The 15,262-nt window shown below is 41.8% G+C and carries 10 protein-coding genes; all 10 read right to left on the bottom strand.

All coding sequences use genetic code 11. The annotated features are described in order from the left end of the window. Positions 1-24: 24 nt before the first annotated feature. The 10 genes from Q4546_RS02255 to Q4546_RS02210 all read right to left on the bottom strand — a co-directional run bounded on the left by Q4546_RS02255 (position 25) and on the right by Q4546_RS02210 (position 14,750). Positions 25-555: a curlin gene (locus Q4546_RS02255; protein WP_303445607.1), complete on the bottom strand. Its 531-nt coding sequence runs from the start codon at positions 553-555 to the stop codon at positions 25-27. Between the two features lie 600 nt (positions 556-1,155). Continuing rightward, complete coding sequence (nirD, locus tag Q4546_RS02250; RefSeq protein WP_102476410.1) at positions 1,156-1,482, bottom strand: nitrite reductase small subunit NirD; 327 nt, start codon at positions 1,480-1,482, stop codon at positions 1,156-1,158. Continuing rightward, positions 1,479-4,094: a nitrite reductase large subunit NirB gene (nirB, locus tag Q4546_RS02245; protein WP_102476411.1), complete on the bottom strand. Its 2,616-nt coding sequence runs from the start codon at positions 4,092-4,094 to the stop codon at positions 1,479-1,481. The genes nirD and nirB overlap by 4 nt, the downstream gene beginning before the upstream one ends. 398 nt (positions 4,095-4,492) lie before the next feature. Further along, complete coding sequence (locus tag Q4546_RS02240; RefSeq protein WP_102476412.1) at positions 4,493-5,137, bottom strand: ANTAR domain-containing response regulator; 645 nt, start codon at positions 5,135-5,137, stop codon at positions 4,493-4,495. Between the two features lie 4 nt (positions 5,138-5,141). Further along, complete coding sequence (locus Q4546_RS02235) at positions 5,142-6,317, bottom strand: glycosyl transferase (protein ID WP_303445606.1); 1,176 nt, start codon at positions 6,315-6,317, stop codon at positions 5,142-5,144. After that, positions 6,310-7,167, bottom strand: coding sequence for a uroporphyrinogen-III C-methyltransferase (gene cobA / locus Q4546_RS02230; RefSeq protein ID WP_102438001.1), 858 nt, complete (start codon positions 7,165-7,167; stop codon positions 6,310-6,312). Before cobA ends, Q4546_RS02235 begins: the two co-directional genes overlap by 8 nt. Next, positions 7,167-9,971 carry a nitrate reductase gene (locus tag Q4546_RS02225; protein WP_102531571.1) on the bottom strand — a complete coding sequence of 935 codons (2,805 nt, stop codon included), beginning with the start codon at positions 9,969-9,971 and terminating at the stop codon, positions 7,167-7,169. The genes cobA and Q4546_RS02225 overlap by 1 nt, the downstream gene beginning before the upstream one ends. A gap of 377 nt (positions 9,972-10,348) precedes the next feature. Beyond that, positions 10,349-10,684: a cytochrome c3 family protein gene (locus Q4546_RS02220; protein ID WP_102438005.1), complete on the bottom strand. Its 336-nt coding sequence runs from the start codon at positions 10,682-10,684 to the stop codon at positions 10,349-10,351. Positions 10,685-10,970: 286 nt separating this feature from the next. Further along, positions 10,971-11,834: a protease HtpX gene (gene htpX / locus Q4546_RS02215; protein ID WP_102438007.1), complete on the bottom strand. Its 864-nt coding sequence runs from the start codon at positions 11,832-11,834 to the stop codon at positions 10,971-10,973. A 666-nt stretch (positions 11,835-12,500) separates the two neighbouring features. After that, a complete protein-coding gene (locus tag Q4546_RS02210) occupies positions 12,501-14,750 on the bottom strand; it encodes a TonB-dependent hemoglobin/transferrin/lactoferrin family receptor (protein ID WP_303445605.1) in 2,250 nt (749 codons plus the stop codon). Positions 14,751-15,262 lie beyond the last annotated feature (512 nt).

The following is a 15,262-nucleotide window of genomic DNA, read 5'->3' as shown; positions in this document are numbered from 1 at the left end:
TCCCTATACGTTTAGTTAGATAAATTATCTTTGGGTGATCACAACATCTTGTGAGTTTCCCCATTGAAGTACACCCACTGCGTTTCCAGACCCGTGCTGCTGGATCTCTATCGAATTGTCGTAACCACTTTGCTTAATTAAAGCTAGGTTCCCAGTTCCTGTTTGCATCACATCGAGGTATAAATTTTCTCCGCGTTGCAACGAAACAACCGCATTTCCAAAACCCATCTGCAAGATTTCAGCCTCAATATTGGCACCAGACTGCCTAAGGCCTGCAATATGTTGCGAGCCTTGCTGATTAACATTTATTGAATTATTAAAACCGAATTGTTGAGATTGAAAACGATTAGCGCTACCAGACTGATATAAGCTTAATGAACTATCACTGCCATCTTGTGAAACTCGAGCTAAATTAGCCCCACTGGCAAGTTCATCAAAATCACTTAAATCAGACTGACTGAAAGTAGGAAATGAAGCTAGACAGACGACAAAGGCAAATGAAATTGCTATTATCTTAGTTAAGCGATGTAAATACTTACTTTTTAATACGTCCATGCTTTCTGCCTTTAACAACTGACTGAAAGGAGAATTCCCTTCACATTTTCAGTGGGTAAAGTATTGCTCAATAAAATCTATTCTAAATCCACCACGAGTATTAAAACCTCATAGACTAATAGCTATAAAATCCTCCCCCCCCCCCACTTTAGTATAAAAAAATAAAACCACTTACCAACCTTTCACTTAAATTTAACTAATAAAAACAGACCATTAAACTGATAAGATTAGTTCAGAAGATTATGCAACCATTAATCTTAAACCGGGCTGTTTTTAGCATTAAACTTTAATCTAAATAAAATTAAAAACTTTAAAGTGGTAAATAATTTAATGAAAAATATGAGGTGAAATAAGGAAAGTTATTAGTGAACAGTGTAAAAAATGCTTAATTAATAATTACCAGCATTATTTGTAATCCCCGACATTTATAATTTCTTTGCGGATTGAAAAACATAGAAACAATTAAAAATATTAGTCTTATCATTTATGAATAGCGTAAACTCAACAGCACTACCGACCCTAAAGTGAGTTAACGCTGATGAGTGTTACTCGTGTTTGCATAAAAAGTAATTAAATGCTTCAAACGCTTATAATATGCCCCTATGATTTAGCCAGTATTAATACTTGGCCAGCTTCCTTTTTAATTTCATAGGGTGAAGCCACCATCGCTTCATTTTCAATACACACGCCAGTCACTAAGTTGTAATGTTGCTTATATAATGGAGAAGCCACACATAACTGACCTTCAACGTCACAAATCAAGCCGCGAGCAAGCAAACTTACCCCTGTCGCCGGATCGATATTATCAATGGCAAACAAACCGTGTTTACCTAAATCAAAAATGGCGACGGCTTTACCTGCAACCCACGCCGCAATCCCCGTGCCTTGAGGTAAGCTTGACTCATTACATACATTCACCCAACTCATACCAACTCCTCCGCAATTTCTGATTCTAATTCTGATTCAATTTCTTTAATCGCAATGTTTCCTGCACCGGTAGACGACATAGCAGGAAAACGCTGCTGACGGGCGCGATGATACAGGTGTGTTTCACCTTCAGGCTGAGCATCAGGGTTAACGAACTCATTAAAACGGGCAAGATATTCAGGTTTTTCAAGACTGGTTTTCCACTCACATTGATAAGCCGCGACCACTTTGGCCATTTGACTATCAAGCTCTGCAGCAAGGCCTAAACTATCTTGTATCACCACCGACTGTAGATATGCTAAACCACCTTCAAGCGACTCCATCCACACTGAAGTGCGTTGTAATTTATCAGCGGTTTTAATATAAAACATCAGAACTCTGTCGATATATTTGACTAAGGTATCGGTATCTAAATCGGTAGCAAATAAATCACCATGACGTGGGCGCATACCGCCATTCCCAGCAACATATAAGTTCCAACCTTTATCGGTTGCGATAACACCAATATCTTTGCTTTGGGCTTCTGCGCATTCTCGAGTACAACCCGAGACAGCAAACTTAATTTTATGGGGCGCACGTAAGCCTTTATAGCGGTTCTCTAAATCAATGGCTGTAGACACAGAGTCTTGAACACCATAACGACACCAAGTGCTACCCACACAAGATTTAACCGTACGCAGCGATTTACCGTAGGCATGACCGGTTTCAAACCCGGCAGCAATTAATTTGCCCCAAATACTCGGTAACTCTGATAATTTTGCGCCAAATAAGTCGATTCGCTGACCACCAGTGATTTTGGTGTACAAGTCATATTCTTTGGCTACGGCGCCAATGGCAATTAAACCATCAGGGGTAATTTCACCACCTGCAATTCGCGGCACCACAGAGTAAGTACCATCTTTTTGTATATTGCCAAGATAGGCATCGTTAGTATCTTGCAACTGAACATGACTGCTCTCTTGGTTTAAAACATATTTATTCTGCAATGAAGCAAAAATTGACCCTGCTGCGGGCTTACAAATGTCACAACCAAACGTCGACCCAGCATTGGTACCAGCGTGTTTACCATGGCGAGTAATTAACGTCTCAAAGTCAGTAATGTTTTCAACTTGGCACAAGTGATACAAAGACTGTCTATCCTGTTCAAAATGCTCACAAATGCCAGTATTGCACTCAACCCCTTCTGCTACGAGCGCTTCATCCATGATTTTCTTCACCAATGGCGCGCAACCACCACAGCCAGATGCGGCTCGGGTGCAGGTCTTGATTTCAGCAATGGTATGATTGCCTTTGGTCACTGAAGTGGCGATATCAGCCTTAGTCACTTGATGACAAGAACAAACTATTGAGCTGTCTTTTAATTCAAGCGCCGTTTCATCACCCGTCATTAATAATTCAACCGCATTGCCTTCAATTGCATCTTGCGATAAATACAAATCCAGTAAACGGGCATAATCACTGTTATCGCCCACTAATACTGCGCCTTTAAGATATTGACCCGACTCATCTAACCACAGCTTTTTATATATGCCTGATTGATTGTCAGATAACTCCACAAATTGCGCATTGTCGAAACCGCGGCTTTCACCAATAGCGGCAACATCAACACCTAATAGCTTGAGTTTGGTGCTCATATCCGCACCAGTAAATGCCAATGATGGCGCAGGCGCCTTAGCAACTCCTGCCGCTAAATGCGACACAGCGACTCGCGCCATTTGATAACCTGGGGCAACTAGGCCAAAAATGCGGTTTTGCCATAATGCACATTCACCGATGGCATAAACATCGGGAGCTGAGGTTAAGCAGTTATCATCAATTGCAATGCCGCCGCGATCACCCATTTGCATACCGCTGCTTCTCGCTAATGCATCTTGAGGTCGAATACCGGCAGAAAACACAATCATGTCAGTTTCAAGAAAACTATCATCGTTGAATGTCATGCGGTGCTGTGCGCTCTCACCATCGATAATGGCGGTGGTGGCTTTAGAGGTATGTACTGATACACCTAAGTCATTAATTTTACTTTTAAGTAAGTCACCCGCTTTATCATTTAATTGTACTGGCATTAACTGTGGTGCAAATTCAACAACATGAGTTGTTACGCCAAGGGCCATTAATGCATTTGCCGCTTCAAGGCCTAATAAGCCGCCACCGACTACCACGCCAACTTTAGATTTTTTCGCCGCAGCTTCAATGTCTTGTAAATCTTCTATGGTGCGGTACACCACACAGCTTTCTCTATCGTTACCAGCAATAGGTGGGACAAATGGATAAGATCCTGTTGCAAGGACTAAACTGTCATAGGCTGTCGTTATGCCCGCTTCTGTGGTCACGGTTTTATTGGCGGTATCTAGCACGGTAATTCGGCTATCAAGGTGCAACTTTACCCCCCAATCTTGATAATCCTCAGCGCTAGTTAGCATCAATTCATCGGCACTACCGGTTTCAAAATATTTTGACAGTTGCACCCTATCGTATGCAGGTCGGGGCTCTTCACCAAACACTTCAATATCAAATTGCTGCTGCAACCCTTGACTACATAATTGCTCGATAAAGTGATGACCCACCATGCCATTACCTATTACTACCAGCTTGGATTTTGCATTTGCCATAGAAGGCTCCTTGAATTTTTGTTAAAGCCCTAAAAACAAAAAAGCGCCAGCCTCTGGGTTAACAGAGCTGGCGCCATTGCCAAAAGCCTTCAAATTTTAACTATAAACTGTTTAAACTACACTGTTATAGCGTCTCGATTAACGACGATTACGTGCACGCGCCATTGCATTTAGAAGTTAGAGATTCAAGCTACAGTTTGTCATGATGATAACGCTTGACCTAAACTCTTTATTTCCACGGTTATTTATTTACACAGCGATTTATTAATGCCAGCTAATGCTTCACACAACTTAATTGCTCACACGATCTAGCAAATACTAAGCATTGACTATGCCAACAAACATAAAATCATAAGTCATTGTAAATATACAAAATAATGTATTAGCCTAAAAAGATACTAGGCTATACTGGTCACCACAGGCGCACTCGCACCAAATTGTTGCATTCGGTTCGTCCCTCTTTGATTTGCTTCAATTTGTTTTGCCGCTGCAATGATACTTTTTGCCATTTCAGCTACGGTTACCCCCTTGCTCATAGCCTGTTTTTGGATCAATTCATGCGCTACTTTTTCGCTAATACCCTGCAATTGCAGTAACGACTTGGCTTTTGACACCAGCTTCATCGCGACACATTTCTCATCTAATTGCTTCACTTTTTCGAGCATATTTGAAGCATTATCAAAGCGAATTTTTGCTAGGTTAACTAAAGAGCTTAAGCGTTTTGCTGACAGCTGCTCGGGTACGAAAGTCACCCTGCCACAAAGTAACAAACTGGCTAGATGATTTTCATCCCAATGCTGAGCATTCACAATAATGGGTAAAGCCGTATTCGATAACAAACGCTCAATAAATGCTTGCTGCAAGGGTTGTAACTCATTGGTTAGAAATACTAAACATGATCCGTTTCCTTTAAGCACATTTTGTTCTAGTTGGCTGAGGCTTGTTACTTCTACACATGCCTGAAACTGATTTAGTTGGATTTTATAATCTGTCAGCAATGCATTGTTATTAAATGATGGGTCACAATAGATATAATTAACCATATGCTTAACTCCTTACTGCATGACGAGTTGACGGAATAACGTTATTTTCAATATGTTGCCAAAGGGACGACCCCATGACATTTGAGTCTTGAATGACATATTTATTTCGCTCAAACCAGACTTTTTTGGCATGTTCTAAGGCATCACTAATAGCTAATCCTTTATTACATAGCACATTTACCAGCGCTATCGTGGCGGTGACACTGGCTATCGCTTGCTGTAATTGTGCCGTTGATAAATCGGCCTCAGCAATGTCTTCAGCCCGCCAAAGTTGCGCCAGTACAGCAGCAGACAAATCAGCTTGACCAAGCTTTGCCCCCACAAATGCCTCAAGTTGGGTAGGCAGATTAATCTCTGCAAAGTTAGCTTCATGTTGGCCATTAAAACGCAGTAAACCTACCCGAGTACTGACACGAGGGTTGATTTCTGTCTCCCCCTGCAGGCCTTTAAAAATAGCAATATCTGCCGCTTCGCTTTGGCAGCTATCCTTTGCCAAAAGCGCTGCCACTTGATGATGCAATTTATCTAATCCAGGATGAAAATAACTGCGTAGGCTAAATGCTGCATTACACGGGTTAACGCAGCGAACAGACATTTGAATAAAACTTCGTAAACCCAACTCTTGATGTAAAGCGCGGCAATCATTTAATACTGGAATAACATCTGCGCTGTTAAGGTAAATCAGCCCTGTTTTCGCTAACATTTCTGCGGCGGTTTCGGCGTTGTCACATTTAGGAATATCTAAAGCCGCAATATATGATTCAACATGACGACGATGAGGTAATGATTGACTATCTCCATGTAATACAATGGTTTTACCTTGTTTAGCCAGCATTTTTGCCGCTAATAATAACCAAGGTAACTGCTCGCGCTTACCGGCATATACCGGCCAATCAATATCTGCTTTAATAGTTTTCCACTGAGAAGAAACCAACTGCTTTAGCCCAGACGCTACACCAGCAAGTTCTTCAACTGACTCACCTCGCACTCGCATAAGCATCATCGCTGCCGCCATTTGCGCAGTAGAAATGTCACCACTTGCAAAACCTTTAATCAAGTAAGCGGCTTCAGCAAAATTCAAACTGCGGCTACCTTTAACCCCTTTGCCCATTGCTTTGATGAGCTTACGGCTATCAAAATCAGCGGCATTAAGCATATCTTGCGTTTGTTGCTCAACCATAAGCCACCTCCACAAAATCTGTTGGCTTGGCTTTTATATCAGACAATAAGCCAGCTAATTCTTGACCCACTGCAACCACTTCACCAATGATGATTAAGGTTGGGCCACTGTCTTTAATTAATGTCGCTTGCTTGGCCATATTGCTAACATTGGCATAAGTGATTAACTGATTAGGTCTGCCGCCATTGGTGACAAGTGCCACGGGTAAGTTTGCCTCAGCTTTAACAGACATAAGTCCTGCTGAAATTGCTGCTGCTTGCTCCTTGCCCATGTAAAAAACTAAGGTAGATTGTGCTTCTAATAAGCCTTTCCAATGAGTTGGAGCCTGATCTAGCCCATCATTTGTAATGCGGGTACCAGTGACTAACGTGACTGAACGAGCCATGCCGCGGTACGTTAGCGGAATACCTGTGGTTGAGGCGCAGCCTAAAGCTGCTGTAATACCAGGGGTAAATCGGCTAGCGATCCCTAATTTAGCAAGATACAGAGACTCTTCAGCCCCGCGCCCAAAAATATGCGGATCGCCACCTTTTAAACGTACAACTTTGAGTCCTTGTGTGGCAAGCTTTGCTAGTAAAGCGTTTATATCATCTTGCTTATAACTTGGCTGACCACAACGTTTACCCACAAAGTGGCGCTGACAATCTGCAGAGACTAATGAAAGAATATCGCTGCTGACCAAGCTGTCATAAACCAGCGCCTCAGCTTGAGACACTATTCTGGCGGCTTTAATGGTCATTAAATCTAATTGCCCGCAACCTGCACCGACAATTTCGACATCACCCGAAATCAAATCATTATTAGCGGCTGCGCTATTAAAGTTAATTAGCTTATTCAATGTATGACTCATTACGCCACCTCCTCTTGGGCTGATTTACGTTCTTGCTCTGACAACTCAGTCGTTATCTCAGCTAAAGCAATATGCCAAATATCATTGGCACATTGACCCACTTCACTGTGGCAGCTACCACATTGTCTGCCGCAGCCTAGCTCTGTTTGGGTTTCATCTAACGCCTTATCAAAATCTGCTTGTGTGATATCAGTGTTAATCGCTGTGGCGCTAGTAAAATCAGATGCTAAAGCACGTTTACTGAATACTGCATTATCAAGTTTTTGCAGCATGGCATATTCAATATTGGCTTGTGTGACACCGGTACAGGCGCAAATTAGTGGGCTGTTACCAGCTTTAATCAGCTGATGTAATTGACGCATTAATGCAACATCTACTGTTTGACCAATAAGCAAATTCATCGCTTCAAGGGAAACAGCGACCTTTGTGCGACTTAACAGTTTCAGTGATACCAACAAGCCGTTACTGATATTGCAATGCACATGGATAATTTGCTGACTAGCAAGGGAAATTGTCCATTTTAAAGCGTGTACCGTTGACTGATAAGCAAATGCTGCATCTGTATTTTCAAAACCGATGTGATAACAACTGCCAGTGGTTAATGTTTGCTGAACATTCCAGTTCAGGCCTTGCATGTGTGGATCATGCAGACCAAAAACGATCCCTTGCAATGTCACAGCAACTTTAGTTAACGACACGGGTTGGCATTTAAACGCTGGCTGTTTTGAGTAAGGGTCAAACTGACTATCAAGTGGGGTATTAACGCCCTTACCTAACGAGAACTGCTCAGACCAATGCATTGACATAAACCCCAAGTCTGGCGCTTGGGAGTCATCTGCAACCACTCTTGCCACGGCAAAATTGGTTATTGATAAATTGGGGGCAGCAAAAGTTACCAAGTCGTCTTCAATTAATTTTAATTGCGCTAAAGTCGAAGGATGAACAGCAATAACAGGCTCTGGGATACTGGCTCTAAGCGCCGCAATATGACCTGTGCGGGTCATGGTGTGCCATTGATCTCGGCTGCGACCACTGTTTAAGCGTACTTGCCCAGCTGGCAAAGGGGCTATTTGGCAATCTGCAGTGGTTTCAATAAATTGCGCTTTTGATGATGCGGTGGCGAATATGCCATCGGCAAACAATCTTTGCTTATTGCCCCCTATGGCACCATGGTTAGCAGCAGGCCACTGCGTCGGTAGTAACTCATCATATTGCTCATCCGTTAAATCAGCCAAACCGCTTAAATCAAACTGCTTGCCTGGAAAAGATTGCTTTACAAGCTTAGATAACTGGGCAAATTCTTTAAAAACGGCAGCACTGTTTTTAAAGCTAAAACTTTGTTCAAAACCCATCGCTTTTGCGACTTCTGCCAAGGCCCACCAATCAGCTTTTGCAGTGCCTTTAGCTTGTATAAAGCCACGTTGGCGGCTAATCACTCGCTCACTGTTAGTGACAGTGCCACATTTTTCAGACCAACCCTGTGCAGGTAATAACACATCGGCTAATTGCGCAGTCGCAGAGTCTTGTGTTATCTCAGACACCACCACAAAAGGACAGGTTTCTAATGCCGCAGTTATTTTTGCAGTATTAGGCAATGACACCACTGGATTAGTGCCCATAATCCACACCGCTTTAATTGTTCCATCTGCCATAGCATCAAATAATTCAACGGCTGTGAGACCCTTATCAGTCGCGATCACCTCAGACTGCCAAAAATCTCCTAACACTTGACGCTCCGGCTCAGAAAACCCCATATGACAAGCAAGTTGTGTCGCTAAACCGCCCACTTCACGCCCACCCATGGCATTCGGTTGGCCTGTAAGTGAAAAGAAACCACAACCTTCCTTACCAACCTGACCAAGAGCTAAGTGACAATTGATTATCGCATTGCTAGTGTCAGTGCCTGCAATAGATTGGTTTACCCCTTGGCAGCTAGCTGTCATGACTTTTGCGTGAGAGATAAATAACTGATAGAAATCCTGCAACTGAGCAATAGGCACTAATAACGCTTGGGCAAGTGTTTCAACATCAGTGGCTTGACTGGCAACGTGTGCTAAGGTTTGAGTGAAGTTTTCAGTGTGCGCATCAATATATGGCTGATTTAACGCTTCATTTTTGGCAATGAAATTCAGTAAGCCATTAAATAATAACGTATCTGTCCCCGGCGCGATTTGAAGATGTAAGTCTGCTTGGCTTGCCGTAGCAGTTTTAGCTGGGTCAATTACGACAATTTTAGTGCCATAACGCTGGCGGGCTTTAATCATCCGCTGAAATAAAACCGGATGGGTCCACGCTGCGTTTGAACCCACTAATACTATTACTTGTGCCTGTTCAAAATCGTCATAACAACCCGCTACAACATCCTCTCCATATGCGCGCATGTGCGCACTTACAGCAGAAGACATACAAAGGCGTGAATTGGTATCAACATTCGCCGTGCCAATAAAGCCTTTGGCCAATTTATTAGCCACATAGTAATCTTCAGTTAAAAGTTGCCCTGATAAATAAAATGCAACTGAGTCTGGTCCATATTGCGCAATAGTTTGTTTAAAGGTGTCAGCAATTGTCGTGATAGCTTCAGGCCAAGCAACTGACTTACCAGACTTATATTTGGGATAACGTAAACTATTTGGCTGGACTAAGCTTTCTAATAAACGCTCACCTTTGGCACATAACTGACCTTTATTGGCTGGGTGAGTACGATCACCTTCAAGCTCAAATCCAATGTCGTTAAGACTGCTAGGGGTTACACTTATTCCGCAGCCGACGCCGCAATAAGCACAACTAGATTGGATATTAGACATGCAACTTCCCTTCACTGACTCAAATTCAATGACAATAACGTCGCAAATCTCGTGCCAATTGCTAACTTAATGATTTACAAACCGTTTACAAATAAGGCAAATTTAAAATCGCTACTTTTGTTCAACAAAAGTGCACCAAGCCGCACCAATAACGCACATGTCGTTGAAAACAAAAGAAAATTAATACCACTTTAGAGGTATACCGTATAGGTAGTGTGATAAATGCTAAGCCATGAATTGAATATTCATGTGGAATTATTCTTTGAGCTAATGTCGGCGGAAATATAAAAGTTATTTATAAACAGCAAAACTGGGGCAATAAAAAAGCGCTGAATTTCAGCGCTTTTAAACTTTGCTTAAAGCTAAATAATCATCAGTTATTTAGCAACGCGGCCATCATCATGGCAGCTATCACAAGTCGGTTTTTCACCAACATTCATGTCATGTGGTGCGTGACAGTCTTGACACATTAACATGCCATCATGTGGCGCATGGTTTTCATCCATTTCCGCAAGTGTTCCGTGACAGTCTTGACACTGCGCGAACTCATGCTCACCGTCAGCAGATGGCTCGCCATCAGCATGACAACTTTCACAGCCACCCATTTCAGCGTGGAAATCAGCTAAAACTTCATCTGCAGCGAATGCATTTGATGACAAAGTTACTACAGCTAAAGCTGCTGCAAACATTGCTACAAGTATTTTATTGCTCACTATTATACCCTCCAGTTACGATAGTCAAAAAGGCTCTAATAGAGAGACCTTTAATCGATATCAATTTTCAGAACGACTTTTTTAGGCTCAGTTATAAACTTAGCTAACACTGGTTAATTTAGCAACACTAAATAGTCAGCGGCAAAATTCAATCATCATCTCTGACACCTAAAAAGCGTTACATAATGTATCACCTTGAAAAGAAGGTTATATTAACGAGTTAAAATAAAAAGGGAAGCAATAAAAAAGGAGCTATTAAGCTCCTTTTATAACCAAGATCACATTATTAACTATTTCTAAGGGCGCTAATACGTTTTTCTAGTGGTGGATGGCTCATTAAAAAGTCAGTCATTGAACGTTTACCGTTAATACCTAATGCTGACATTTGCGCTGGCATTGCACCCGTTTCTGGGCCAGTTTTTAAACGCTCTAATGCCGCAATCATCTTATCTTTGCCAGCAAGCTTGGCCGCACCTTCATCGGCTTTAAACTCACGAATACGAGAGAAGTAAGCCACAACCATAGACGCTAAAATACCAAATAACATGTCAAGTACGAAAACCACAGCCATGTATGCAAACATACCAAGACCTTCACCCTCTTCATCATTACTCGCAACGAAGTTATTCACAATACCTGCAACAACACGAGCGGCAAAAATAACGAAGGTATTCACGACACCTTGAATAAGGGTCAAGGTGACCATGTCACCGTTAGCCACGTGGCTAACTTCGTGAGCCAGTACGCCTTCGATTTCATCTTGGGTCATACCGTAAAGTAAGCCTGAACTCACAGCAACTAGCGCGTTATCTTTACTTGGGCCCGTTGCAAATGCGTTCATCTCTTCAGATTGGTAAATTGCCACTTCTGGCATTTTAATCCCAGCTTGCTGCGCTTGACGAGCAACGGTGTCAACTAACCAACGTTCAGTATTATCACGAGGGTTTGTAATCACTTCACAACCCATGGTTTTCTTCGCCATCCACTTAGAGATAGCTAAACTGATAAATGCGCCGCCAAAACCAAACATTGCAGCAAAAATTAATAAACCACTCATGCTTGATGTGCTTACACCTAGCAAAGACATAACAATCGAAGCAACTAGCAAAATGGCTAAGTTGGTGGCGATTAGTAAACCGATACGTAACATTACAACTCCTATCTGGCATTCATGCCGACATAAACTCAACGCCTGAGCTCAATGCTCAAGCTGACTTGAACGCAAAAATATTATTAAACACTTAACGACATAATATGTCCTAAAAAAGATATTTCAAGCGTCTAATAGAAAAAACTGACATAAAATGACATAAAATGACAGATTAGTTAAAAATACCACACTAAGCCTAACCTCAGCTAAATGCTTAACTTAGTAGCGGGCAGAGTCTAGGCAGCTAGTATTAATCGAAACTTAAATCTAACCAGCATTTGCTAGAAAGCCTAGTGTTTAGCGGATAGATGGCGATTAATCTTTGTTAATATCGTCACTAAGGAGCAGAACAATAACTAATTTAATTAGTTAGCAATTTATAACCCTCATTCAGCCCAGTATCCCTTTTATTCATAACCTTACCTTGAACGCTGCGAGTGAGTTAACTGTTAAGTTTAGCTAATGGCTATTCATTCATAATGGGGCTTCCCGGTCATTGACATTAATCAGCATGCCGTCAACTTATAAATACCCATTTAAGTGAGTGGAGCACTCATGTCTACATAAGAGTATCAGCCAATAAAAAAGCGTTAAATCCCATAAGAATTTAACGCTTTCTTTATCACTCAATCCAGTGAACTCATTCAGTAAACTGACTCTAATTCATTAAAAAGTGTAGCTCAGTTTAACGTTAAAGTAGCGACCTGGTTGAGAATAAGTCTCTTCAGTCACGCCCATATTACCCATTAAGAACTTTGACTGACCCGCTACATCAGAATACTCAATATATTCTTTATCAAACAGGTTAAATACGCCAGCGCGTACCGTCCAGTTATCATTCACATGGAAGTTAGCCGTCAAATCAAATACTGCGTAGCCTGCCGTGTTATACACTTCGTTGAAATCCATACCTGGCAGTGCAATAGGGAAAATATCTAAATCCGTTGTACGATCCATTTGATCAGCAAAGCGCATGGTTAAGCCAAAGTTAGCTTCAGTGTTACCTAGGTAAGTATAATAATTTACTCCCAAGTTACCTTTTAATGGACTTACGCTATTTAAGTAATCGCCGTTCTGATCTTCGCCATGGGTGTAAGCAATGTTACCCCATAGTTCAAATTCATCAGTAAACCAATGACTCATAGACATTTCAGCGCCATAAAGAGTCACTTTGTCATAGTTGATATAACGATATTCTAATGAACTTGGAATTGCACAGCCGAACCTGCCGCCACACCCCACAAATTCCCAATCGATGTAATTATCAGCTTGAGTATAAAAAGTGGTAAATTCATATCGTGTGTCGCCATGATCACCACGAACACCCACTTCAATGGTGTTACTTGATTCTGACTCTAAGTCGTAGTTTGCCTCAATGATAACAGGGAATGGCATAGCGCCATCTTTGACTTCTAACTCACCCCACTTTTGATCTGGGGTTGGCATTTTGTAGCCGTAAGCATATTGGGCATACACATTCACGTTTTCAGTCATGTGGTATACAAGGCCAAGCTTAGGTGACCAAAAACCATCACTCATCGCGGCAAAATCTTCAGGATCACGGCCAGCATCTTCAGCTTGCTGTTGATCAGGGCTGTTTTTGAAGTAATCGTAACGCAGCCCCACAATACCGTTTAGTTTGCCGTCTAAAAAGGTCATATCATCTTGAACAAATATGCCAGCGCGTAAACTTTTCGTATCAGCAAATGAGAAGGTATCGGTTTCAGATGGCGTTGAATTGCCATTTTCATCGATATCTTGATAGCTGCGTGGGCGGCTCATTTCAGACTGCTCTACATCCACGCCATAAATAATATTGTGGTCATGACCGGGTAGTGACAATGCCTTACTAAAAGTACTGGCAAAACCAAAACGGTATTCATCAAACTGGTAATCACGGTGCTGCGTTATTGCTCGGTCTGCGCCACTGATACCATTAAAGTAGTTACGCTTCTCACTTTGGTCGGTTTTACCGTAATAGAGTACGAAATCAACATTGTCATGAATGATACGGTCTTTCGTTGAGCGTAAACGTAATGAGGTATTTAACGCTTGAGTTTGGCGGTCATAATCAATTGACTCATCTTTATCAGCATATTTTTCCCAGCGGTCAAGCTGCTGGTTCATGTAATCAACGGTTAACTGCAGATTAGTATCATCATTAAAGTGATACTTACTTTTTAGTAATAAGCTGTCAGTGACTAAGTCACTATCTGGTAATGTGTTGTAGTAGTTTTGCTGTTCTTCACCACTACGACGTTGATAACTGACTAGGTTATCAAAATCACCTGCTGCAAATGCGCTAGTAAAGCCACCGCTGAACTCATCGTTCATACCTGTGTAGCCGCCATTTGCAGAGAAATAATAATCACTGCCACGTAAGTAATCATCCGCATCTTTAGTGGTCATGACCATCACGCCACCTAACGCATCGGAGCCATACATAGTCGATGCCGCAGTTTTTAACACTTCAACTTGCTTTAAGCCTTCAACTTCAGTTAATCCGCGGCCAGTGCCTTCAGCGCCAGGGCCTAATGGTGATGCATACTGGTTATTAACCCGAACGCCATCTTTAACCATCATCACGCGGTTGCCGCCAATACCACGAATAGTCACCGAGCTTGGCTTACCTGCGCCGCCTTTAACATCAACGGCAGCTTCTGTTCTAAATAATGAAGCAAAGTCGGTGCTCATATTACGCGCTATCGATTCTTCATCAATAACCACAACCGAACCGGCAACTTGATCAAGTGTTTGCTCCATACGAGAACCAGAAATCACAATTACATCATGAAAATTTGAAATAGATTGTTTGATTTCTTCTTGCGATACAATTTCACCAGTATCCGCAATAACTTGAGGGGACAATGCCGCGGCAATCGCGGCACTAATTAACTTGATCGAAAGTTGCTTCATCAACACTATCCTTAAAAAAACCTTAATAGGAATTAATCTCATCTTTAATGGCGCAGGATTCTAGCATGAACAAATTTTCACATAGCGATCATGATCTCAATATTCATTGTTGATATTCAAACTTAAGGGTTTTCTTATTTTTACATTGTCAGCGGTCACGGATATTTAATTAGCCGCAAAATAAAGCTAACAATAATTAACAGTTGAGCATCATTAACAACTCAAGTTCCCAACACCCAAAGCGGTTGGCCAATGCCGTAGGGTTTCCATAAGGTTTTAAAGAGAAGATCATAGCGATGTTAAAAATATGCGGGGGAGTGAACAGTAAAAGCCAAAATACATGTTTAAAGGGTAAGTTTACCTTGATAAAACGACTAATCTAAAATCGTATAATATAAATACTCCCATGCGAACTGAACGCTATACATTGGTGGGTATGAGTTGACCTGATGCCAGAAAAACCAAAAGGCGTGTGACAGTGAGCGGTAGTCGTATACCAAGAAATAAAAGGA

Origin of the sequence: Shewanella sp. 4_MG-2023, assembly GCF_030548015.1 — a bacterium.
Classification (GTDB): Bacteria; Pseudomonadota; Gammaproteobacteria; order Enterobacterales; family Shewanellaceae; genus Shewanella.
This window is presented reverse-complemented; position numbering and strand designations above follow the sequence as displayed.